The organism is Halorhabdus tiamatea SARL4B, from assembly GCF_000470655.1.
GTDB classification, from domain to species: Archaea; Halobacteriota; Halobacteria; order Halobacteriales; family Haloarculaceae; genus Halorhabdus; species Halorhabdus tiamatea.
On the sequence record NC_021913.1, the window covers coordinates 170,967 to 192,714 of the forward strand.

The following is a 21,748-nucleotide window of genomic DNA, read 5'->3' on the forward strand; positions in this document are numbered from 1 at the left end:
CGAGGGTTCCGAGTCCCCCTATGACCTCCTGTACGCGTGCCAGCGCGGCCAGCGGGTGGCAATTTTTGGAAGCTATTCCAACGAAGAAATGTATACTTACGAGACGGTCTCGAGGCAGTCAGTGAGTCCTTCAGGGAACCGTTGACGGTTCCCCTCGGTGTGACAACGGAGAACGGGCACATCACTATCGATCCACCAAAAGAACACCACGCCTTGCCTTGTTTTACCGCCGATTGACGGGAGTCTCAGACGTTCTCACAGGAAGATTCCGTCAAGTTAACCGGGGAATGGACGCCGTCTGGCGATATGGCATCGCTCAGACGGCTCGCTCGAATGTGTCGTGATCTTGCCAAACAGCACGCTGACAATCCGGACGTACCCGCCGCGCCGGACGGCGCGGACGGGTACGCCGAGTGGGTGCAGATCGCGTTGATTCTGTACCGTGTCGAACTGGAGAAGAGTCTCCGTGAGACTGAAGACTCAGTCGATCACATCGGCGGCCGCGTAATCTTGTCTGATGGCGGTGAATCAGATCGAACTGGTCGTGAAGCGTCTTCGAAGCGCGCTCGTGAGCGTAATCTTCGGGATGAACCGTCGCTGTCGGCGGCGGACTGCCGCCGACGCGACAGTGTCGCCACTCACGACCGCTCTCCGGACCGGTGGACAGCTACCGGAAGAACCGGTCGTCGAGTGACTGGTTCGCTGGAACAGCCCTGCGCACACCGAGCGCTGTCCAGGCGGCCCGCAGCACCATCTCACAGAACTCTGTGAACGACCAGTTCCAGAGGCGGCGCCCCCCGCGGCGGGGCGCCGCCACGTACTTCCAGTGGAGATACCGCCAGCTGTTCTGGAGCAGCAGGCTTACGACAAACATCACCAGCCGTAGACCAGCGTCCTGAGAGCTGGTGAATGCGAGGCTCTGCTTGGCTAAGCGGTAACTCGACTCGATGCCGAAGCGCTTGCTGTAATGCTCTCGGGCATCCCGCGGCGTGTCGATAAACGGCGCGTCAGCGGCGTAGCCGTGACGCGCCACCCCGTGTTCGTCGTATCGTCCCTGCTGGTAGACGCAGTCGATGAACACGGGAAAGGTCACCTCGCCAGCGAGATCGTGTTCGATCTCGCGGCTCCAGCCCCTGCTGAGTTCGTTTTGAATCGTCTCACCCCATTTGACAATCGGCATGACGTAGGCGTAGTTGTGCGCGTACAGCAGTCCGAGGCAGGTACTGTTGTAGAATCCGCGATCGAGGTAGACGGCCTTGACACCGAGGTCAAGGCCGTCGAGGAGTTCGAGAAACTCAGCGAGGACATCGCTGGTGGTTTCGCCAGCGACGAGCTGGCGAACCGCTAGTGTGTACCGCTTGTTACGTACCCGCGCGTAGAGCGTCGCATACGCGTGAAACGTCGTTGTTCCGCGTTTGGCCTGCGACGAGTACAGAGCCTCGGTTTCGTCCTCATCACCGTAGTAGGGATCGAGGTGGAGGTCTGCGCAGACCTCCACCGGTCGATCTGGGAGTGTCTCAAGTGCATCTCGCTGCAAGAGCGCGTCTCCAACTACCTCAACAGTGTCAAGGTCGAACTGATCGGTGAGATGTCCCCGGACAGTGTTGGCGTGCGGTGAGTCGTCTGTCGTTTCGCAGACGTGGTTGATCGAGGTCCCGCCGGCGCTGGCGCCGGCGAGGACCTCATACAGCTTCTCCGTGGTGACTTCGACGTTTTCGCCGAGATCTATCGCAAGCTCCTCGTCAAGGCTGTTGACGACAAAATTAAGCAGGTGCTCTTCCTCTATCTCGTTGTCTGCTTCGGCATGCGTCTTTAGCTAAGCGAAGAACCGCCTGACAGCAGCGGCTTATCGAGGTACCTTTGCAGGAGGATTGAGGAGGTTGCGAGTGTGCACAACGCTCCCTCCTCAGATCAGATTGAACGTCGGCTCACTACCCTCTTTCCCTCTGCTGCGCTGGAAGATCACGCCGAGGCTGTCGGCGTGATCGAACGAGACGGAAAGCTCCAGATCCCGCCGCTCGTGTGGTCGTTTGCGTTCGGCTTCGCCACTGGCGAGAGCCGAACGCTCGCAGCCTTCCGTCGGAGCTACAACTCCACAGCTGACAAACCGCTGTCTCCCGGTGGGTACTACCAGCGATTGACGCCGACGTTGGCAGAGTATCTCCACGACCTCGTCGAGTACGGCCTCGACGAGGTCGCTGTCCCCCACACTGTGACCGACCAGTTCGACCGATTCAGAGACGTGATGATTGCTGATGGGACGGTGTTGCGCCTGCACCAGTTCCTCTCCGATGAGTTCGAAGGACGCAACGAGGAGCAGGCTGGAGCACGGCTCCACCTGCTCCACAACCCGAGCGATCAGATGCTGGAACGATTCAGCATCACCGACGAGAAAGCCCACGACAGCACGGAGTTCAACACCGGCTCGTGGCTCGAACAGCGGCTGGTACTGTTCGATCAGGCGTATTTCAAATACCGGCGGTTCGCGTTGATCGACGAGAACGATGGCTACTTTGTGAGTCGGCTGAAACCCGACGCAAATCCGGTTGTAACGGACGAGTTACGGGAATGGCGTGGCGACGCCATTCCCTTGGAAGGAGAGAAGATCCACGATGTCGTTGAGGATCTCTACCGGAAATACATCGATGTGGAAGTCGAGGCTGAGTTCAAGCGCGGGCCGTACAACGGAACACGGTCGCTGGACTCCAAGCGGTTCCGCGTCGTCGGCGTCCGCGACGAGGACGCCGACGACTACCATCTGTACATCACGAATCTGCCGCGTGAGGAGTTTCTCCCGGAAGATTTAGCGACGATCTATCGGTGTCGGTGGGCTGTCGAGCGGTTGTTTCGGGAGCTCAAGACGCAATACGGACTGGATGAGTTCGACACAACGAAAGAGCACGTTGTGGAGATTCTGGTGTATGCGGCGTTGTTGTCGCTGTTAGTGAGTCGTGAGTTGCTGTCGCTGGTGACAGAGTGCGCCGATGATGAAGCTGTCTTCCCTCCAGGGCGTTGGGCGGCGACCTTCCGGTCGCACGCCCAACTCATTCTCAACGATTTGGGTGAATTCCTCGGCTACTCGCCACCTCCGCTGTTGGAACGGCTGATCGAAGATGCACAGAAAATCCATAGCCAACGACCGATACTACAGGAGACGCTCGCTACCGCTACACAACCGAGGACTGAGGCTTAGCTAAAGACGCATGTCTGCTTCGGGTTCTTGCACATCCTCCCAAAGCAGACACTTCCTCTAACCCGATGTGATCGACTGAGACTACCTCAACGAGATGCCCGGTATTCTCGCCGTATTCGACCTCGACGAGGCACCGAACTACAGCTCGTTCTGCCGGTGGGAACAGGAGTACCGGATGCGTGAACTCCGCCGCCTGCTCCGCCGAAGCGCGGAGCAGGCGGGCTGGAGTGGTGAAGCCGCGATTGATGCGAGTGGCTTCCAGCGTGATCAAACTAGCTACCACTACCGCGACCGCGCGAATTACTCATTCCAGTCGATGAAGACGACGATCTTGATCGACGTGAACTCGCTAGCTATCAAGGACGTTCACTACACGACGCAGAAGGCTTGGGACGGCCACATCGGGATGCAGGTCTTCCGCCGGAACGCGGAAGACCTGCGTGTGTTGTCCGCTGACGCGAACTACTCGTGGGGAGAACTTCGTGAGGAGTGTCGTTCCGAGTCAACGCGACCACTGATCAAGCACAGGGAACAGACACCGTTGCAGAAGGCCCACAACGCCCGAATGAACGAGGACTACAACCAGCGCTGGATGAGTGAAACCGGCTTCTCGCAGTTGAAGGAAGACGACGGCGAGAAGCTGCGCTCCCGGAGCTGGCACGGCCAGTTCCGGGAGCTGACTCGGAAGTGCATCATCCATAACCTAACGCAGGCGGCGAGTTAAGGGCTCGCCGCCTGCTCTCCTTCTCCGGACGTATCCGGGAGAGGCATCGCCGTCGTCATCGGAACAACGGAGCAAGGTACCATAATTGTGACCCTTCAGCAACCGCCGTGAGTGACAGCGACTGCATCTTCTGAGGTCGAAAAGCCGTCTCTAGCGCCGTGAAATTGTAGATCAGCAACCCCACCCCGACGCCTTCTTGCGTTCAACAAGGCACCACGCCTTCATTGGAGAGGCGACTGAGTCTGGCAAATCGAATTTCCTCGCGACGACGATCTGTAGCTTAGCAGTGGGCTACTCGCCAGCAGAAGTACGATCATCTCTCCCCGATCCCCAAGGGATCGACTTTGGTCGATTCGAGTCCTTACCGCACGTGGATACGTACGTGGACGACGCGACAGACTGCTTCGAGAATTTGGAATCACTGCTGGAGACAGAGCTCCAAGCACGGAAGGAAAAACTACAACAGAAGGCTGCAACGTCTGTCACCGAGTATAGTACACTCGCCGAATCGCGAGATTTCGAACCAGTCCCGTATCGAGTCATCGTCATCGACGAATTCGCAGATCTCGTGATGCCCTTTCAGGTAACCAAGAGGAGTTTGAGGACACTGTCGGTCGGTTGGCACAGACCGGTCGAGCACTGGGGTACTCGATCTTGCTGGCAACGCAGCGCCCTGATGCAGAGATCGTCTTGGGCAACATCAAGACCAATTTAAACTGCCGGATTAGCTTCGAATTATCCTCCAATACGGACTCACAAGTGATTCTAGACCAGCCGGGGGCGGAAGATCTGGAAGGTGTCGGCGATATGATCGCCCTGACCTCTGGTGGAGACGAATATCACTTGCAATGGTATCTTTTGACGCCAGAAGATGGCGTGACAATCCGGAAGCGAGTTAGTAAATGATTGAGGTTTTTATCCACACAGTTCACCAAAGCCAGTACTTTAATCGGCATTTTGTGTATAACCACGGCGATGGCAATCATGAAAGAAAGTCCACTCCAGGACAGCACTCAGGGTCAACCTATATTTCAAGCTATTCGTCATCCATCTTTTCGATCTTTTCTTTTAGTTCAGAAATGACGGATTGGAATCTTTCAATAGTCTCGGAGTGTTCTTCAGGAGAGGTACGTAGCTCCTTTTCTAGCTGATCTTTTACCTCCATAGATAAGTCGTATTTACACAGTTCGCCAGGGTAATATTCGGTTTGCTCTAGATACTCTTCTATATAACTGACAATACTACATTCAAACGTGTGGTATGGTGGCTCAAGAGCTTCTTCTGCGTCCAGCTCGTCGTGAACCTCAGCTGCAGCCTTGATGAGAAATTCTCTGTCGAATAGATCCTCGATTTCGGCCTCGTATTCTCTTGAATCCGGTATCTCTAGATCATTATATCGGACTGTTCGCGCTTCAATTTCTGCTTCATACCCATTATTTACGCTATCGTCGTCCATCAATATGACATGGTTTACATCCTCTGCTGAGAGAATTCGCGAAAGAAAGGGGAGTTGGCCGCCTTTTGAATCGACAAATGTCGGGTCTTTATCCAGATGGGGCTTTCCATCCCACTTAAAATAATCATTGAATAAATTAAGGTACCGTTTGTCACTCGGCCCCTCAACCAGTACTGTTTGTTCACCTCGAAACAGCGAATCGGAAAGAGTCCAACCGATAGCCTCTCTAGCAGTGGCGAGTGGGTCCACCTGTTCGCCTGGGGTCCTCGCGTCATCAAGATCGTTAGCAATCCTTGTCCCAATCAGGCTACTATCTTTTTTCTCGGTGATATTTTTAACAATCCGAAGTCGGTCGACTTCTTTTCGGTCGATGAGTGCAGGAGAGTGTGTTGTATAGATAATCTGTGCTTGGTTAGTAACATTGAAGAACGCTCGAAATAGCTGTTTTTCAGCTTCGGGATGAAGGTGAATTCCAGGATCGTCAAGTGTGACCAATGTCTGCCGTCCCCCCGATTGGGCGTATGGTTGGGCTATTATCGTCAACAAAAATGTTATTATCCATCGCATGCCGTCGCTTCGCTGTTCAAGCGGCGTAGGAGGGGTTTCGTCTTCAGCAAGCTTCAACGTGATAGTGCCCTCATGTAATTCGTATTCAAACCGATAACTGTCCGTTTCTTCTGGTGTGACAGTTTCTATAGGCTGACGTCCTGTTGGATCTGAATCCCAGAACCAGTTGAGATATAGAGAGAGTTGCTCTACGGCTGTATCTAGGGATTTTCGGAATTCCGGTGAATCTAATGAAGAGTAGTCTTCAAGATTGATATTATTGAGCGCAAAAAGGCCCCGGAGAACTGGGTTGTCCTCGTCGGCTCTCAAATCGTACTCCGAATCAGCCAAGTTAATTTTCGATTGGTCAACAATATTTGGCAAATCTTCGATCCGATTCGGTGGGCTGTCAATGTTGCTCAGTGTCCTAAGCAAATCATTAGCTAACTTCTGGATAACGGATATCTTGGGCAGTTCGAATTCTGCTTCACCCTGGGTCTCCACGGGCGGTTCATCGATTGGTTCGGCATCGCCGAACGCTTGGGAAATACTTTCGAGTCGGTCAGTGAGTTGAACACGTAGATCTGACTTGTCTGCAACCGCATCACGATTGAGGGCAGTGATCTCTTCGATTTCCGGGTTTAGGTCAGCCACCTCTACAATATTAGATACAAACCACTGGCATAGCCGCAGGTACTCATCATACCGCTGGGACAAGAATTCATCAAGATCCATCGGGAAGCTGATCTGATCACGAATGGAGGAAGTGTCAGAGGAACCGCTAACATCCGTTGAGTCGACGATATCAATAGCATGGTCGCCGCTGGCATAATGAACAACTTCGATACGGCCTGTTGCTAAAACTTCACCAAGGGGAAGCACTGCGCCATCGATTGCTTCATCAGCAATACTATTGTCTTCACTTCGAGAATCGCCACCATCAGCGGGTTGAATTGGCGTCATTTCTTCAAGTGTCTCACGGACCGGGAACCCATCCAGACCTTCACTTCGATATGGGCCAAGCAACCAGGGGACCGACTTTACCTGTTCTGAGTTACGATCGAGGGCACCAGAAGAGAGTCTACATCGAAGGATCTCAAGTTCATCTTTTGGATCGGGATAATCCCGATAGTTGCTGATTTTGGTGTCAGAAAGAGGGACGGATTTACCGAATTGATTAATTGCATCAAGTACATTCGATTTTCCTGCTTCGTTCTGCCCAATCAGTGTAGTGATATCCTCTTCGACCTCAAGTCGAACCGGATCACCACTATCATCTGGCCCGCGACCCAAAACAGAGCGAAAATTCAAAACTTCGACTTGATCAATCATCCTAGTAATAGTGGGGGTATCGCGGAATGCAATAAAACCCAACGTAACTACTGTCACAAAGAGCCGTACTGTTATGTCGGAGAGTCTCGAAAGGCCATTAACAATATGTCGAGCGAAACTGGGACGTCTCCGATCGATGCCATCTCAGCACCTGCAGATAACGTCCAGATCCCTTATCTGGCTCACGAACAGGCGAAGTCCAATGAATACGGGGGAAAATATACAATCCATCACTTCTATTTTCAATGTCAGGAGGTGGGGGAGACGCCAATCTCGTTCCCCCTCGACGCCAATCCCCGACATCCCCAGATGAACGTGCAGGTCAGTGCGATGCGTGATACACTTCAAAATGATCCGAAGGATTTTATCAACCGAAATAACGGGATTGTTGTCTTGGCCTCAGATGTCGAGACCGAAGAAGTCAAACAGAGTACTACTGAAGGCATAGTAACCTTCAATTTCGGAGATGGAGAGGGTGTTTGCAATGGTGGCCACACACTCTTGGCGATTCAAAAACACGGTGATGTACCGAAAGCAGTAGTCCATGTCGAAGTCATTGAGTTAGGGGATGTTGAAGCGAAGAGTACATCACGACGACAAGAAATCAGCAAGATTGCAGATGCTCGTAATAATAATAACCAGCTTGAAGAGCGCTCTGAGGCAAATTTCTTGGGTTACTACGATCAATACAAACAGGAATTAAATGATTCTCGTGTCGTCGACTGGCACGAAGGAGATCCCAATGCCATTGATGACGCGATTAATGCCTATCAGTTTTTCAGACTATTGAAGGCACTTGACGTGAAGAAGTATGGACACCCGCTATATGATGTCCGGGGAAAAAACCACAGCTCACTCGCGACTAGTGTGTCTCGCGTCCATCGTCGTTGGAAAGAAAACATGGACGATTGGAAGCAGGAGGAAGGTGATCCGGAGACCCGTCCGCTCCGGTATTTGACGCCGCTGACAAACGACGTAATATATCTCCGTGAGATGGTGTCTCACCATCTAAAACACTTCAATTATGATTCCGGAATGCGTCGGAGAAAGGTCTTCCAAGAGTACTTCCAAAGTAGCTCACGAGATCTCCTCATCAATGGTTTTGAAAATACAACAGGATATGATCTCCCGAATCCGGTAGAAGTGTTGTTTTCCGGTCTTTTCAGAACGAATTTGTACCTATCAGAGTCCGATATAGGGTCAGTGAAAATTGTTGGGTGGTTCCGTGATCTAGATCAACTCTGGGCTGAACGGAGTAAAGCTATTCTCATGGACCTCCAAGGAGACTTCAAAGATAACGATAAAGATCCGAAAAACTTCATTCGGGCTAATGCGACATTCACACATGATTTCTACCTCCATGGTATGTCCGATGTCATCGATGAACCACCCGAGATTGTGTACACTGTTGATGAAGACGACGAAGCCAGGTATGTTCAGCCCGAAGATCCGCAGGATGCAACACACGAGCTGACAGTACATAACGATCCAGATGAGCCAGACAAGTTGGAGCCCGCGACCGGCAATATCGATGAGGTGGCAATGACGCGTGTTGAGTTGGGAGATGTATATGAGTACGCGATGCTAAGCGAATAGCCGGTATACCGTTCCTATATTCATTTGCCATGACCCTTGTTCTGCAGAGAGTAGTGTGGACACTTCGATGAGTTCGATCGAAAAGGGCCATAACTGCTAGACACCACCGTAGTATGATCGAGCCATCCGTGGACATGATTCCAATTTGCAAAACATTCGATGGCCCGCTAGGACAACTGATGGCCATCACTGTGCGTAAACTCCAGGTCTCGTTTCGGTTTCAATCGGGGGTTGGAAGGACAGCACGTATCGCAACAAAGGCCGACAAATGTATAGGCATGTGCCACCGGACGACGACCGTCTCGTGTCCCTACTACGTTCCATAGTTACCAGGAAAGTGTTATAGAATGACCTATGTGCCTTCGTCAATTTTCAGTACCAGCCGTAACTGACAGGGCAGAGCAGCAGTAAGACTAACCAATGAGGCGATTTGAGGTCGGCAATCGGGTGCGGATTGATATTCCGGATGAAGGTGATCCCGATCATGAGCGACTCCATCGAAAACACGGTACAATCGTCAAAATAATCGAGGATGACGCTGACCAAGAAACCGGAGACCCACGTGACTCGCATCTGTTTTGTGTTGAGATTGATGACAGTACAATCGAACACCTTCGATGGAGAGATCTTCGACCTGCCTCAGACTGATAGTTGCATGCGTCTACTTATGCGGCGGATAATTTGACTCGCTCTGAGCAATCCAACCGTTCGATCTGGGTCGATCCTGTCGCATTACGATCACCAATAGTATGAACTGATCCACGCGTAGATCCTCTGTATATGTGCCCGCTTTCGTTTGACATCGATGCCACATACCACCGCGTCAAGGACATTCATGAGGAATACGGCGGCAACCGCTATAGCGGGATCGCCCCTTGCGCCGACTACCCGTATGTGTTCATCTTCTACGGTGAGTCTGGGGAGTGGCACGGTTACGACGACTAGTTCACCGAAGACGGGCGGTTCCTCTACACGGGAGAAGGACGGGGGGAGAGATGACGATTGAGGGCGGGAATGCAGCGATTCGGAATTATCACAAACACAATGACGAACACCACGTCTTCGAGATTCAAGACGGAGCGTGGAAGATTACCTACGTGGGTGAGTACGAGTATGCGGATCATTACTGGGCGCGTCTACCGACCGGAACGGGCGCATTCGGGATGCGATCCGCTTCGAGTTGATGCCTGTCGGTGGGGTTGAGATGCACGTCGGCAGACAGAGATTGTCTGAGTTATCGGAGGCAGAGTTGCGAGAGGTAGCGGAGGCGAGTGTGATTGGGGATAGGCGGACGACAACTGAGTCTTCACAGACACAGTACCGTCGGCCGGAGATCGTGAAGCAGTACGCGTTACGGGTTGCCGACGGCGTTTGTCAGGGCGGTGGTGATGAAGCGCCGTTCTTGGACGAAGATGGGGAGCCCTTTCTGGAGGTGCACTATCTCCATCGGCGCAGTGATGGTGGGGCTGATCACCCCGATAACGTAGTGGCACTGTGTCCGAACTGCCACCGACGGGTGCACTATGAACAGAATGGCGACGCATTCAATCAGCAGTTGATTGAGGGCGGTGTTCAGATAAGCGCCGATCAAAGAGCTACTTTCTGCCGACTAACCAGCCGAATCCTGGTGGATTGAAATGGCGAGCCATTTTCGGGAACCCCGACGAAGTAAGCACTGCAGGCCGCAACGCGACCGAAGCGCGCAACGAGTCGCGGGACCGAAACTGGTGAGGGCTTTCAGGGCAGTCTCACTTGGATCAGATCCATATCTGAACACTGCCGAAGAGAGTGACCCCGGGAACAACATCACGGAGGGATTCACGTTTGATGGATCTGATGACGAAGAGCTGTATGAGATACTGATGGAGTTCGTCGGTGATGCCTCAAAGGCGTTCCTCGACCGGATTGATGCCGATGCGAACGAGAGCAATCTCGATCGCTTCGATTTCGCAGTGATGGTGCTGCTCTGTGCTGGCCACAGTTACGAGGAGATTGCCCGCTGGCTGGATACCGACGAAAAGTACGTCCAGCGGAAGGAGAACGTGATAGCCTGGAGAGCTTCGCAGTTCGAGAAGGATCTGGTTGAGGAGATCCCCCGCCCAGAGGGCCCAACATGGCCATCGGACACAGTATCAGATGATCAAGATAGGTGCTAGCCTGATAACAGATGGGTCATCGTCGCATAGTACGTGCTGCTCTCTCAGCGGAAGGCACAATTCGATAAGACCGAGCGTGAGCATCTCGAAGACCGCCTCACGGCAGAAGATACCATCCGGGATCAAGAGTACTCGCTCGTCGATTCGGCCGCGGCGTCGCCGATGCAGTAACCCCAAAGCAGATTCCCGATCGTGTCGTCGCCGAAGTTACGTTTGCCGTGGGCTCTAGAGTGAATCGCCGCTACAGGGAATTAGCCCGCGTCAACGGGGGACAGTACCGCTCATGATGTAATAGTCGTGGTGAGGTTCTCGGCCCCACAGTGTTGCATCCATCAGTGGTTCGTGCGTGACATCGGAGAAACCCTCTTGGACGAGCACGTCGCTCAGTTCGTCGGGCGGCCGGCCGTCGTACATTGGCAGATTATCGTGCATGTCTTCGTACTCGTCCCACGGCTCGTCGTGGTTCCAGTACCCCTCGATCAGGAGAATCCGCCCACCTGGCTCGACGACGCGTTGCCACTCCTGCAGTGCCGCAGTGGGATTGGGGAGCGTCCAGACAAGGTGGCGAGCGGTGACCAGTTCGGTGATGTCATCTGGCAGGGCGAGTCTCTCCGCGTCCCCTTGCTGGAACGCAATCGAGTACTCGGTCTGTCGGGCCTTCGCTCGGGCGTGTTCGAGCATCTCCCGGGCGAAGTCGACGCCCACGACATCGTGGTCGAGTTCTGCGAGCAACAGCGAGATGACCCCTGTCCCACAACCGACATCGAGTATCCGGTGGGAATCGTTCCCTGTCCATTCCCGCAGTACTGAGAGCCAGCTGTCGTGCTGTTCGTCGGAATGAATTCCGTGTTGACTCTCCTCGTCAAATGTCGCTGCCCGGCCATTCCAATGTTGCTGGACGAGGTCCTTGACGGTATCATCGCCATGCATTGGCGGTGTCATAGCGAGATCCTCTAATCGTGTTCGCTACCGCCCTGAATTATCATAGTCCTACGGATTCGATCGAGATACACACGCTATCTCACAGCTGATTTGATAACACGCGCTGTCAACAGCTACCCCGAGCTGAATTCACCGAGTCCCGATTGTTCGTGGTCCAGCGGCTCGATGACCTGCGGATCGTCGTTTCCGGGGTTGTTTACCCGCGTCGAGATTTCGTAGACGTCCAGGTCGTCCTTCGGGTACGGGCGACACAACTCCTTGCGAGCGTTGGGCCCGGCGGAGAGCCATTCGGACTCGCCATCCCGCGGCAGGACGACCGGCATCCGGTCGTGAATGGGCTTCATCAGGTCGTTCGGATCCGTCGTCAGGATCGTCACGCACGAGATGGTCTCGTCGTCACCCCCCCAGACGTCCCAGAGTCCAGCCATCGCGATGGCCGGATCATCCTCGCGGTGAATTCGATACGGATGTTTCATCTCGCCGTTCGGTGATTTCCACTCGTAGAACCCCGACGAGAGGACGAGACAGGGGCGGGATTCCCACGCTTGTTCGAAGACGCGTTTCTCGTCGGCAGTCTCGGAGCGGGCGTTGATGATGCTCTCTTCGGGCTCGTCCGCCCAGAACGGCAACCCCCAGTGGTAGGCGTCGACCTCGTCTGGAGCCTCGTTCGTGATGATGAAGAGGTCCTCGCCAGGCGCGATGTTGTATCGGGGTGTATACCCGCCGTCCGTGACGACCTCGGCGTCGAAGCGAGCCTCGAGGTCTCCTTGTTCGACGAAGAGAGAATTGCGTCCACACATATGCGCGTGTTCGTGGAGGAATGTCTTCAACGTAGTCGCAAAGGAGCATCGTCAACGGCGGCTCTCGTCTTAACCAACACGACTCGGGCTCATCAGGACAGGATATTGGTTATCGCTATCGACACTAGCCGAGTCCTATATGGCTTGTTTTTCAGTACGCATCAGAAGGCTGAAGCAATTTCTCTGAGGATTAAAGATCCAGAGTGAGTGTTTCCCAGAAGTCTTCCATCTACCTGTTCGGGGACAACCATCGGGACTCGCGTGGCGAAGTGAAGCAACGGCTGCACTCCGTAATCCCGGAAAGTGCTGAGGCCTTGGTTATGGAGCACGCTGAGAAGACTGGTGGAGAGGAACCCTCGCAGTGGGTGGTCCTGAAGAACCCGAGTATGATCCTGATTCAACTGCTTACGGTGTGGTGGCAGAAGAGGAAGAGATCGGCGTCGGACAGGGTTACGGAAGGGAGTCAAACCTCTGTAGCGGAGGAAGTGGCGGAGGAGCTCGAGCTCGAAGTGGAATACACGGATCTGTCCTGGCTTCAGCGCTTCGACCAGCAACCGCTGTACTTGACAGCGGCCTCCTGCACCGCCGTACTACTGCTTTTCTTCGGCTGGATTCTACACCCCTCACTGAGCTTTCTGTCCATCCTGTTCGTCCCGACCATGGCGCTGTGGACTCACCGGGTACATATGGGAATGCGAGACCAGAAGATGGCCGAAGACCTGAGGAAGTACGGAGACCAGTACTCCGGGATCGTTTTCTTTGCAGGAGACGACCACATCGACTCGGTAGGAACTCTTCTCGACGGCGAGTTTGAGATAGTGGAAGACGAGGATTCACGGCCCTAAATCCTTGATCCTGAAGGCCTGGTTACTGGCCATTTAATTGGGCGGCACACGACGACTCCGGTAATGAGTCAGTCAAGGGAGGAAGTACAGGACTATATCGATGATTTGGAAGAGGACGCCGAGGAGATCGAGGAGCAGGCCCGGCAGTTTTTCTCTTCGCTCGATACGGAGAAGAAGCGGGTGAGAGCCAGTATTATGTCAAATAAGAAGAGTCCGAAGACCTTCTGGGTAGACCCTGAAGGCGCTCTAAGGGATACTCAACGCGATCTGAAGAGGCAGTATGAGTCCTGGTATACCAGGTCGGAGAATTTGGTTGCGGAGTATCTTCCCGGTCGGTTAGACGAGTTTGAGGAAGCTCGTTCAGAGATCAAGGAGTACTTCGACTTGGACAAGCCGAGTGCGGGACGAGGCTGGGAGAATGCGTTCAACGGGTTCGTGGATCTGTTCGATGAGCAGAGACACATCCTGAACTCGGTGCCTGGCAGGATCGAATCAGCTACGCTGGAAGCGTGGCAGCAGATCTCCCGCCGAGTGGAGAAGGAAGAGATCCAGCAGGCCAGGGAACTGTTTGACGAGGATTTCGTCAGGGCCAGTGGTGTAGTCGCTGCAGTAGCCCTGGAACGCCACCTCTTGACTCTTTGCGAGAACTCAGAAGAGGTCGAGGAGTACGAGCCGAACCACGGGATTTCTCGCCTGGCACAAACCCTTCACGAAGCAGATGTGATTGAGAAGACTACGTGGAACGATCTAAAAGCGTTAGCAAGTATCCGGGAGACCTGTGCCCATGCAGAAGAGCCGAAAAAGCCTGCTGTACGCAGGTTGATCAACGACTCTGAAGACTTCATCCGGCGAAACCCGCTTCACTGATACCGTCTTCTACTCTGTGACCTTCGTATAGACTGTGTTCCCGTATTTGTCCGTTCCGACCTTTCTCACGTTCATCTGGGTGATTCTTCGGATCAAGGGTCGGTTGCATTCGGGGCAGCGACGGCCACTCATGTCTAATTCTGCAACAGCCTCGCAGGAGGTACACTCGACGAAAGTGAGGTTTTCCTCAGGATCGTCGTATTCCTCTGCCTGTAAGGCTTCGTCGCTCCAGTCTAAGTCGGAGACATCTCTTTCTGTGGGGTCCGGTCCGTCGTATCGGCCTTCCAGGTTTTCCTGATCCCACACCGGTTTCAGACCCTGGTTCTTTTCGAGCCATGCCATTCCCCAGCCGGTTTGGCAGACACTGTGATTGTTCCGAGAGAGCTCCAACCCAGGGTACTCTAGATCCTGGTCAGAGGGGCGGCGGGCCAGCTGCACCTCATCTTCTTCCCCATCGTAGACGAGCAGGCCTACATCACCCAATGTGTCGTGTCGGGTCTCCAAGAAATGAAGGCCGTCCTCTGCGTATTTCAGGGGTAGGCAGAGATAGAGCTCTGTCAGGCCTCCGGAGTCGAGGTACCGCTTCAGTTGCTCGGCGATGTTCTCCTTGTTGGAGAGATCTGGCTTCACCTCGGTAGCAGTAATCTTGAACTGTTCTCGAGGATTCTCACCGTCATCGTCTTCGTCGTCGTCGGTTTCCATTCCTCCGAACCCGTACCGCTTGTCTTGGCGTTCGTGGTAGATCCTGAACGGACTCGCGTGTCCAGAGAAATGCATAATATCCGGTTGCTGCGGCTTCCTACTCTCCTTGCTGGGAATCACGGGCTCACGGACAACAGGTCCAGGGGTTTGTTCCATCAAGTGCTTCCACACACCGTGTGCGATATCAAATTCCCTAGGCTCGCCTTCTCCTCTCTCCGCAGCTTCCACGCAGGGAGGTAGCTCAGGAAAAGTACCGGAGGGCCGGTCGTCGGTCAATGCTCTGGGTTGGCGCACGATCTCGATTCCGCAGGGCCTGTCGAAGTCCCGTGGCAGCATTCTCCTTTCGACGTCGCCAGGTGCGAAAGGCGGTGTCCGGATCGCACCCACGTATTCTGGTGGTTCTCTGTCACCCCATTTGTCGAAGAACAGGCTCCACTTTTCGTCCCAGTTGTCCCTGTCCTCGATCGCCCGAATCAACGGCTTCGGACCTTGTGTAGCGGCGTACATCGAGTCGCAGTAACCGGACTCAGCGTATCGGTCAAGTTGCTCGGTCAGTCTTCGGATCTCTGTAGGTTTGATCTCATCCTCAGGATCCGGAACCTCGGTGCCGAGATCTTCGTCGCGTGCTCCCCAGGCCACCATGTTCCAATGGTTCTTGACTTCGATACCCCACCGCTGTCCGTTCGGTGTGACGACGTAGAGATCGATCCGGCCTGAGTCCGGCAGTGAGACCTCACCGTAGACAGAAAATCCTCGGGACTCCAGTTCGCTCCAGAGGGTTTCCTGGATCAAGGGTTCGATGATCCTCGCCATTACCCAGCTGATTGTGGGTTAAAGACCTAATAAGTAGGTCTTTAGCCAGTAGCGGCGAAGTCGAATCTCCTCCAGAAAAAAGTGCTTCTGAGCAGTATCTAATCCTACATAAACAGTAGTTATTTGGTGAGTAGACACCTAATAACAGTTAATAGGAAAATTATGGTCAGGAGAGTATTTTTCAGCTTCCACTTCGACCGCGATCACTGGCGAGTCAACCAGGTCCAGTCGATCACATCGGCGGCCGCGTAATCTTGTCTGATGGCGGTGAATCAGATCGAACTGGTCGTGAAGCGTTTTCGAAGCGCGCTCGTGAGCGTAATCTTCGGGATGAACCGTCGCTGTCGGCGGCGGACTGCCGCCGACGCGACAGTGTCGCCACTCACGACCGCTGTCCGGACCGGTATACAGCTACCGGAAGAACCGGTCGTCGAGTGACTGGTTCGCTGGAACAGCCCTGCGCACACCGAGCGCTGTCCAGGCGGCCCGCAGCACCATCTCACAGAACTCCGTGAACGACCAGTTCCAGAGGCGGCGCCCCCCGCGGCGGGGCGCCGCCACGTACTTCCAGTGGAGATACCGCCAGCTGTTCTGGAGCAGCAGGCTCACGACAAACATCACCAGCCGTAGACCAGCGTCCTGAGAGCTGGTGAATGCGAGGCTCTGCTTGGCTAAGCGGTAACTCGACTCGATGCCGAAGCGCTTGCTGTAATGCTCTCGGGCATCCCGCGGCGTGTCGATAAACGGCGCGTCAGCGGCGTAGCCGTGACGCGCCACCCCGTGTTCGTCGTATCGTCCCTGCTGGTAGACGCAGTCGATGAACACGGGAAAGGTCACCTCGCCAGCGAGATCGTGTTCGATCTCGCGGCTCCAGCCCCTGCTGAGTTCGTTTTGAATCGTCTCGCCCCACTTGACGATCGGCATCACGTAGGCGTAGTTGTGCGCGTACAGCAGTCCGAGACAGGTGCTGTTGTAGAATCCACGATCAAGGTAGACGGCCTTGACGCCGAGGTCAAGGCCGTCGAGGAGTTCGAGGAACTCAGCGAGGACATCGCTGGTGGTGTCGCCAGCGACGAGCTGGCGAACCGCCAGCGTGTACCGCTTGTTGCGCACCCGTGCATAGAGTGTCGCATAGGCGTGAAACGTCGTCGTTCCACGTTTCGCCTGCGAGAAGTACAGCGCTTCTGTCTCGTCTTCGTCGCCGTAGTAGGGATCGAGGTGGAGGTCTGCGCAGACCTCCACCGGTCGATCTGGGAGTGTCTCAAGTGCATCTCGCTGCAAGAGCGTGTCTCCAACTACCTCAACAGTGTCAAGGTCGAACTGATCGGTGAGATGTCCCCGGACAGTGTTGGCGTGCGGTGAGTCGTCTGTCGTTTCGCAGACGTGGTTGATCGAGGTCCCGCCGGCGCTGGCGCCGGCGAGGACCTCATACAGCTTCTCCGTGGTGACTTCGACGTTTTCGCCGAGATCTATCGCAAGCTCTTCGTCAAGGCTGTTGACGACAAAATTAAGCAGGTGCTCTTCCTCTATCTCGTTGTCTGCTTCGGGTTGTTGCACATCCTCCCAAAGCAGACACTTCCTCTAACCCGATGTGATCGACTGAGGTCAGGAACAGCTGGCTGACTCAGGACGACCGAGAATCAGCCGGATACATCGATGCAGCTGACTGGGAGAGTCTGAAACGACAAGGTGACGACGCGATCAAACGCTGGATCAACGACCAGATGAAGGGTACCTCAGTCACAGCAGTTCTCATCGGCCAGGAGACCTACGACCGTGACTGGGTTGAATACGAGATCAAGAAGAGCTGGAGAGACGGTAACGGCATTGTTGGCATCCGAATCCACAACTTAGAGGATAAGAGCGGATACACGGACTCGCGTGGAAAGAATCCGCTCAGCAAGATCTACATCGAGGAGAACGGGCAAAAGAAGTTCTTCGATGATATCTTCAGCACGTACCGTTGGAAGCGGGATAGCGGCTACGATAACTTGGGAGACTGGGTCGAAGAAGCCGCTCAAATAGCAGGTCGATAGAGAAATGGTTTCGGACGAGAGCTTCCATCAAGAGCTCGAACAGATTCAGAATGTTATCGACCGGCAGGCCTCTAACTCGTTCAAAATCAAAGGATGGACAGTGACCTTGGTTGTGGTCGCTCTGCTATTCCGGACTAACAACTTTCAGCTGTTCGCGGCATTCATCCCACTAATTGGGTTCTGGTTCTTGGATGCATACTACCTGAAGCAGGAGCGTAGGTTCCGAGAACTCTACAACTGGGTGAGACAGAACAGGCCGGACAACGAAGACCACCTCTTCGATATGGATCCATCTAGGGTTGACGGTGACGTCGACGGCACGGCCAGGCTGATGTTGAATAACTCGTTGCTGTGGTTCTACGGCACGGTCGGCGGCTTACTTATATTGTACTCGGCCATCCTGATCTTCATCAACGGAGGGACGATCTTTGGTTAGACGAGTTTTCTTCAGCTTCCACTACGGCCGGGACGTCTGGAGGGTGAATCAGGTCCGTAACAGCTGGGTTGCCAAGGAAAACCGGGAGGCTGCAGGGTTCATCGATGCGGCAGAGTGGGAGGAGGTAAAGCGTGAGGGTGAAGATACTATCAAGGATTGGATCGATGAGCAGATGCACGGCACTTCTGTCACTGCAGTCCTGATCGGGAACGAGACAGCAGACCGGGACTGGGTTCGCTATGAGATAAAGAAGAGCATCAAGCGAGGGAACGGCATCGTTGGCATCAAAGTCCACTCCCTGAAGGACAAGGAGGGCAGTACTGATTTCAGTGGGAGCAACCCGTTGAAGAAGTTCGTCGTTGAGGAGGACGGTGATGTGAAAACTCTCTCCAGCATTTTTCCGACCTATCACTGGAAGAGGGACAACGGCAGGGAGAATATCGGTAACTGGGTGGAGGAAGCAGCTCAGGCCTCTGAGCAATTATCTGGTGTTCAGCGGAGATCGGTTAGACGCATAGAATCGATTGCTGAAGGATTGAATTTCGATGTTGGCGCAGTAATCGTACTCGGTATCTTGATCGTAATCTTCATCGAGAAATATACCGACATGGCTCTGTTGAAATCCTCAGAGAGTTACATATTCGCCGTGTAATTCGACGAGATGAAGGCCCTCCCGAAGTCGCAGATTCTCCGGTTTACTGAGAAGGCGATCCATCTGGCACGCCGAGCGGTTTCTCGATACTCCTCGAAGTTCTCCAAACATCGCTATACACTTCCCCAGCACGTTGTTTTGCTGTGCCTCAAAGTTCGGAAGAACACGACCTATCGTGGCCTGCTTGACGAACTGATCGAGATGCCACGCATTCGTCACGCCCTCGGATTAGCTGAACTTCCTACGCCATCAACGCTTTGTAAGGCGTTCAACCGGCTTGATATGGCTGTATGGCGTGCTATATTGACTCTCTCAGCGACGCTACTTCCGACGAGCGGTGTCGTTGGAGTTGATGCGTCAGGATTCGACCGCAGTCACGCCTCAAAACACTACACGAAACGAGCCGAACTCACGATTCAGCAGCTCAAAGTGACGCTGTTGGTTGATGCGAAGGTCAACGCAATCCTCGATCTCCACGTGACGACGACACGAAAACACGATAGCCAGATCGCTCCATCGTTGATCAAGCGCAATCCCGAAGACATTCGGTACTTCCCAACACCGTAATCGGTACAATTGAATCGCCGAGTTGACCACGAGAAAGTGTCTGGGTCTGGATGTGTTCAGTATCCCCGACCCAGACGGTTACCTTTCGGCCTCGGACGTCAAAGACGTAGCGGAAGAAGTCATTGCACCACTCCCGTTGCCGGGCGTCGAGGGGAGCCCCCTCGACCCCGGCGACATTTGGCTCGTCGTCATCTTGGCTTGCGTCAACCAGACCTCGATCTGGGAAACCTGCAACGACACCAACGGAACCCCGTGTGACGACACCGTCTTCGCATGGCTCCATACACTTGACCGGGACTGGCTTGAGTTCGTCGCCAACCTTCTGCTCGGACGCCTTGCCATGACGATTCTCGACCCGGACCGGTCGAGAATCGTCTCAATCGACTTCATCGACAATCCCTACCATGGTGAGCACTACGCCGACGAAGGCGAACTCTGCTCGATGGCTCCCAAGGACGGGACGACTACTTGCCACCGCTATTGCACGGCGTATGTCGTCTCCAATGAAAAGCCGGTAACGCTGGCGATGACCTACGTCCGCAACGATGAAGATGAGGCTGACGCGGTCGAGCGCGTGCTCGCCCGCGTCGAGAACTACCCCTTCGAGATCGATCTACTCCTTGCAGACAGCGGCTTCTACAACGAGCGCGTCATCCGCCGTGCTAGTGACATCGCCGCAACGGTCGTTCACGTGCCCAAGAAAGGTGAACGGATGAAGGACAAACTCGACACCCACGAGTCGTACATGACGACCTATCGCATGTACAAGGACAGCGAGCGGGAACTGTGTTTCCCGCTCGCGGTCGCTGTCTCCTACCAGAACGGTGATCGAGGCAAACACGGTGAGGTTGTCCGGGGCTACGTGGCGTGTGGCGTTACTGATCGATCGGCCAAGCAGGTCGAACGCCTCTATAGAAAGCGTTCAGGCATCGAAACGACCTATCGCTTGTTGCGGCAAGCACGCGGGATCACGACGACGCGTGATCCCGTCGTGCGGTTTGCGATCATGTTGGTTGCAGCACTGCTGGAGAACCTGTGGCTCGTTCTCAGGTGGGCGGTCGTCGCCCGCCCGCGACGGGGCGGGCGCGACCTGCCTGAGGAATTCACGTTCAAGACGTTCCGTGACTGGATTCGTCACGAACTGGAAGAGGAGTTACGTCGGCAGTGGAAGATCCAAGCGAACGGGGTTGGCATGCCGGCATCACAGGCAACGGCCGCGGGCTGACCGGGGTCAGCCCACGGCCTATTCGTTGGGCGGTAAGCGACAGCTGTCGGCAGAGACCGGCGAAATCCGGGTGAGATCGTCTGTTTGGAGCGGTAAATTGGACTTGTCTCGATCTACGCCGCGGCAGCAGCCGAGACTGACTGCCAAACCATACAGAAAGTGACTGTTTCGTGGCGCTCAAGCAGCACTCTCTCGGCTCGTTCGGGAAGTAACGACATTGATATTCTGCTCGGTGACAAGGGCTACGACGACCAGAAGATCAGGCGGCTCGCCCGGCAACATGAGGTTCGGCCACTGATTAAGCATCGTGAGTTCACATCACTCCACAAGGCATGGAACGCACGCTTAGACGCTGATCTCTACGGCCAGCGGAGTCAATCCGAGACTGTGAACTCAACGCTCAAGCGAAAGTACGGTGCGTTCGTCCGATCACGATGCTGGTGGAAACAGTTTCGTGAACTCACTATCGCTTGTCTCGTTCATAATCTCGACCGGTCATTCTGAACGGTCTATACAGTTATTCCGTTGCTCGATACGCCTGACCGCCACGAACGATTCCCAGTACCGCGAGGAGGGCATACAGAACGGGCATATTTACGAGACCGAGATTCAGATAGCCGAGAACGGCGAACGCAAGTGAGAGAACTCCAACAACGATCATAATGACGGAGTACACTTTCTGAAACTTCAAGAGCAGGAACACACCAGCGACGGCGATTAACGAGAAGAGGGCGCTGAGGAAATACGAATCGAGGTAGACGGAAACAAAAACCGCTCCGAAGAAAGCAACAACGATGAGCCCCACCCTACAGAGATTCCTCCGTAACTCCTGATCGATCACGCTGAGAGAGTTATATTCC

The 21,748-nt window shown here is 54.3% G+C and carries 22 protein-coding genes and 4 pseudogenes; 19 read left to right on the forward strand and 7 right to left on the reverse strand.

Going from position 1 to position 21,748, the window contains the following annotated elements:
* Nucleotides 1–306: 306 nt before the first annotated feature.
* Together HTIA_RS16535 and HTIA_RS16070 are read left to right on the forward strand one after the other, a co-directional pair.
* A pseudogene (locus HTIA_RS16535) lies at nucleotides 307–501 on the forward strand (IS5/IS1182 family transposase); the annotation flags it as partial.
* A gap of 16 nt (nucleotides 502–517) precedes the next feature.
* A complete protein-coding gene (locus HTIA_RS16070; RefSeq protein ID WP_242401928.1) occupies nucleotides 518–694 on the forward strand; it encodes a hypothetical protein in 177 nt (58 codons plus the stop codon).
* On the opposite strand, the gene HTIA_RS14600 is transcribed toward HTIA_RS16070, so the two are convergent.
* Nucleotides 668–1,786 carry an ISH3 family transposase gene (locus tag HTIA_RS14600; RefSeq protein ID WP_044951368.1) on the reverse strand — a complete coding sequence of 373 codons (1,119 nt, stop codon included), beginning with the start codon at nucleotides 1,784–1,786 and terminating at the stop codon, nucleotides 668–670. The genes HTIA_RS16070 and HTIA_RS14600 overlap by 27 nt on opposite strands.
* Before the next feature lie 102 nt (nucleotides 1,787–1,888).
* Between HTIA_RS14600 and HTIA_RS14605 the strand changes: the two genes are divergently transcribed.
* From HTIA_RS14605 to HTIA_RS16740, 4 genes and pseudogenes are all read left to right on the forward strand, one after another.
* Complete coding sequence (locus tag HTIA_RS14605; RefSeq protein ID WP_008528742.1) at nucleotides 1,889–3,193, forward strand: IS4-like element ISHti13 family transposase; 1,305 nt, start codon at nucleotides 1,889–1,891, stop codon at nucleotides 3,191–3,193.
* Between the two features lie 79 nt (nucleotides 3,194–3,272).
* Nucleotides 3,273–3,917 (forward strand): annotated as a pseudogene (locus HTIA_RS14610) (IS5 family transposase); the annotation flags it as partial.
* 163 nt (nucleotides 3,918–4,080) lie between these two features.
* Entirely contained in the window at nucleotides 4,081–4,632 is a 552-nt protein-coding gene (locus HTIA_RS17490; protein ID WP_079980347.1) for an FtsK/SpoIIIE domain-containing protein, read from the forward strand.
* A complete protein-coding gene (locus tag HTIA_RS16740; protein WP_148291001.1) occupies nucleotides 4,572–4,823 on the forward strand; it encodes a hypothetical protein in 252 nt (83 codons plus the stop codon). The genes HTIA_RS17490 and HTIA_RS16740 overlap by 61 nt, the downstream gene beginning before the upstream one ends.
* A gap of 130 nt (nucleotides 4,824–4,953) precedes the next feature.
* Here the strand turns inward: HTIA_RS16740 and HTIA_RS14615 are convergent, their stop codons facing one another.
* Nucleotides 4,954–7,251 (reverse strand): AAA family ATPase, encoded by a 2,298-nt coding sequence (locus HTIA_RS14615; protein WP_020931497.1) that lies wholly within the window; start codon nucleotides 7,249–7,251, stop codon nucleotides 4,954–4,956.
* A 105-nt stretch (nucleotides 7,252–7,356) separates the two neighbouring features.
* Here HTIA_RS14615 and HTIA_RS14620 point away from each other — a divergent pair, with 105 nt between their 5' ends.
* The 5 genes from HTIA_RS14620 to HTIA_RS16720 all read left to right on the forward strand — a co-directional run bounded on the left by HTIA_RS14620 (nucleotide 7,357) and on the right by HTIA_RS16720 (nucleotide 11,174).
* The gene (locus HTIA_RS14620; protein ID WP_008524824.1) at nucleotides 7,357–8,847 is read left to right on the forward strand and encodes an AIPR family protein; all 1,491 of its coding nucleotides are present in this window, start codon (nucleotides 7,357–7,359) and stop codon (nucleotides 8,845–8,847) included.
* A 995-nt stretch (nucleotides 8,848–9,842) separates the two neighbouring features.
* The gene (locus HTIA_RS17250) at nucleotides 9,843–10,031 is read left to right on the forward strand and encodes a hypothetical protein (protein ID WP_008524828.1); all 189 of its coding nucleotides are present in this window, start codon (nucleotides 9,843–9,845) and stop codon (nucleotides 10,029–10,031) included.
* Between the two features lie 20 nt (nucleotides 10,032–10,051).
* Complete coding sequence (locus HTIA_RS17255; protein ID WP_242401925.1) at nucleotides 10,052–10,483, forward strand: HNH endonuclease; 432 nt, start codon at nucleotides 10,052–10,054, stop codon at nucleotides 10,481–10,483.
* 91 nt (nucleotides 10,484–10,574) lie between these two features.
* Nucleotides 10,575–11,003 (forward strand): hypothetical protein, encoded by a 429-nt coding sequence (locus tag HTIA_RS14635; protein WP_008524832.1) that lies wholly within the window; start codon nucleotides 10,575–10,577, stop codon nucleotides 11,001–11,003.
* A gap of 33 nt (nucleotides 11,004–11,036) precedes the next feature.
* The gene (locus HTIA_RS16720; RefSeq protein WP_008524834.1) at nucleotides 11,037–11,174 is read left to right on the forward strand and encodes a hypothetical protein; all 138 of its coding nucleotides are present in this window, start codon (nucleotides 11,037–11,039) and stop codon (nucleotides 11,172–11,174) included.
* 90 nt (nucleotides 11,175–11,264) lie between these two features.
* Here the strand turns inward: HTIA_RS16720 and HTIA_RS14640 are convergent, their stop codons facing one another.
* Nucleotides 11,265–11,945 carry a class I SAM-dependent methyltransferase gene (locus tag HTIA_RS14640; RefSeq protein ID WP_044951370.1) on the reverse strand — a complete coding sequence of 227 codons (681 nt, stop codon included), beginning with the start codon at nucleotides 11,943–11,945 and terminating at the stop codon, nucleotides 11,265–11,267.
* 113 nt (nucleotides 11,946–12,058) lie between these two features.
* A complete protein-coding gene (locus HTIA_RS14645) occupies nucleotides 12,059–12,745 on the reverse strand; it encodes an SOS response-associated peptidase (RefSeq protein WP_008524837.1) in 687 nt (228 codons plus the stop codon).
* A gap of 320 nt (nucleotides 12,746–13,065) precedes the next feature.
* Between HTIA_RS14645 and HTIA_RS14655 the strand changes: the two genes are divergently transcribed.
* Nucleotides 13,066–13,590 carry a hypothetical protein gene (locus HTIA_RS14655; RefSeq protein ID WP_148291002.1) on the forward strand — a complete coding sequence of 175 codons (525 nt, stop codon included), beginning with the start codon at nucleotides 13,066–13,068 and terminating at the stop codon, nucleotides 13,588–13,590.
* 63 nt (nucleotides 13,591–13,653) lie between these two features.
* Nucleotides 13,654–14,457 carry a hypothetical protein gene (locus tag HTIA_RS14660; protein ID WP_008524842.1) on the forward strand — a complete coding sequence of 268 codons (804 nt, stop codon included), beginning with the start codon at nucleotides 13,654–13,656 and terminating at the stop codon, nucleotides 14,455–14,457.
* A gap of 9 nt (nucleotides 14,458–14,466) precedes the next feature.
* On the opposite strand, the gene HTIA_RS14665 is transcribed toward HTIA_RS14660, so the two are convergent.
* Entirely contained in the window at nucleotides 14,467–15,972 is a 1,506-nt protein-coding gene (locus HTIA_RS14665; protein ID WP_008524843.1) for a hypothetical protein, read from the reverse strand.
* A 411-nt stretch (nucleotides 15,973–16,383) separates the two neighbouring features.
* Entirely contained in the window at nucleotides 16,384–17,529 is a 1,146-nt protein-coding gene (locus tag HTIA_RS14670) for an ISH3 family transposase (RefSeq protein WP_020931504.1), read from the reverse strand.
* Between the two features lie 62 nt (nucleotides 17,530–17,591).
* On the opposite strand from HTIA_RS14670, the gene HTIA_RS14675 reads away from it, so the two are divergent.
* The 6 genes and pseudogenes from HTIA_RS14675 to HTIA_RS16095 all read left to right on the forward strand — a co-directional run.
* A complete protein-coding gene (locus HTIA_RS14675) occupies nucleotides 17,592–18,008 on the forward strand; it encodes a TIR domain-containing protein (RefSeq protein ID WP_044951371.1) in 417 nt (138 codons plus the stop codon).
* Nucleotides 18,009–18,012: 4 nt separating this feature from the next.
* Nucleotides 18,013–18,444, forward strand: coding sequence for a hypothetical protein (locus HTIA_RS14680; protein WP_008526083.1), 432 nt, complete (start codon nucleotides 18,013–18,015; stop codon nucleotides 18,442–18,444).
* Entirely contained in the window at nucleotides 18,437–19,096 is a 660-nt protein-coding gene (locus tag HTIA_RS14685; RefSeq protein WP_008526081.1) for a TIR domain-containing protein, read from the forward strand. The genes HTIA_RS14680 and HTIA_RS14685 overlap by 8 nt, the downstream gene beginning before the upstream one ends.
* A gap of 9 nt (nucleotides 19,097–19,105) precedes the next feature.
* Nucleotides 19,106–19,642, forward strand: a pseudogene (locus tag HTIA_RS14690) (IS5/IS1182 family transposase); the annotation flags it as partial.
* A 73-nt stretch (nucleotides 19,643–19,715) separates the two neighbouring features.
* On the forward strand, nucleotides 19,716–20,888 hold the full coding sequence (locus HTIA_RS14695; protein ID WP_008526077.1) for an ISH3 family transposase: 1,173 nt from the start codon (nucleotides 19,716–19,718) through the stop codon (nucleotides 20,886–20,888).
* Nucleotides 20,889–21,101: 213 nt separating this feature from the next.
* Nucleotides 21,102–21,392, forward strand: a pseudogene (locus HTIA_RS16095) (transposase); the annotation flags it as partial.
* Between the two features lie 13 nt (nucleotides 21,393–21,405).
* On the opposite strand, the gene HTIA_RS14700 reads toward HTIA_RS16095, so the two are convergent.
* The gene (locus HTIA_RS14700; RefSeq protein WP_044951373.1) at nucleotides 21,406–21,729 is read right to left on the reverse strand and encodes a hypothetical protein; all 324 of its coding nucleotides are present in this window, start codon (nucleotides 21,727–21,729) and stop codon (nucleotides 21,406–21,408) included.
* Nucleotides 21,730–21,748: the final 19 nt, after the last annotated feature.

What these genes read in the sequence shown, in the direction of transcription:
- HTIA_RS17250 (WP_008524828.1), top strand. Translation starts at nt 9,843, where the DNA reads ATGACGATTGAGGGCGGGAATGCAGCGATTCGGAATTATCACAAACAC.
- HTIA_RS14640 (WP_044951370.1), bottom strand. Translation starts at nt 11,945, where the DNA reads ATGACACCGCCAATGCATGGCGATGATACCGTCAAGGACCTCGTCCAG.
- HTIA_RS17255 (WP_242401925.1), top strand. Translation starts at nt 10,052, where the DNA reads ATGCACGTCGGCAGACAGAGATTGTCTGAGTTATCGGAGGCAGAGTTG.
- HTIA_RS14680 (WP_008526083.1), top strand. Translation starts at nt 18,013, where the DNA reads ATGGTTTCGGACGAGAGCTTCCATCAAGAGCTCGAACAGATTCAGAAT.
- HTIA_RS14655 (WP_148291002.1), top strand. Translation starts at nt 13,066, where the DNA reads ATGGAGCACGCTGAGAAGACTGGTGGAGAGGAACCCTCGCAGTGGGTG.
- HTIA_RS14665 (WP_008524843.1), bottom strand. Translation starts at nt 15,972, where the DNA reads ATGGCGAGGATCATCGAACCCTTGATCCAGGAAACCCTCTGGAGCGAA.
- HTIA_RS14620 (WP_008524824.1), top strand. Translation starts at nt 7,357, where the DNA reads ATGTCGAGCGAAACTGGGACGTCTCCGATCGATGCCATCTCAGCACCT.
- HTIA_RS16070 (WP_242401928.1), top strand. Translation starts at nt 518, where the DNA reads ATGGCGGTGAATCAGATCGAACTGGTCGTGAAGCGTCTTCGAAGCGCG.
- HTIA_RS14645 (WP_008524837.1), bottom strand. Translation starts at nt 12,745, where the DNA reads ATGTGTGGACGCAATTCTCTCTTCGTCGAACAAGGAGACCTCGAGGCT.
- HTIA_RS14660 (WP_008524842.1), top strand. Translation starts at nt 13,654, where the DNA reads ATGAGTCAGTCAAGGGAGGAAGTACAGGACTATATCGATGATTTGGAA.
- HTIA_RS14615 (WP_020931497.1), bottom strand. Translation starts at nt 7,251, where the DNA reads ATGATTGATCAAGTCGAAGTTTTGAATTTTCGCTCTGTTTTGGGTCGC.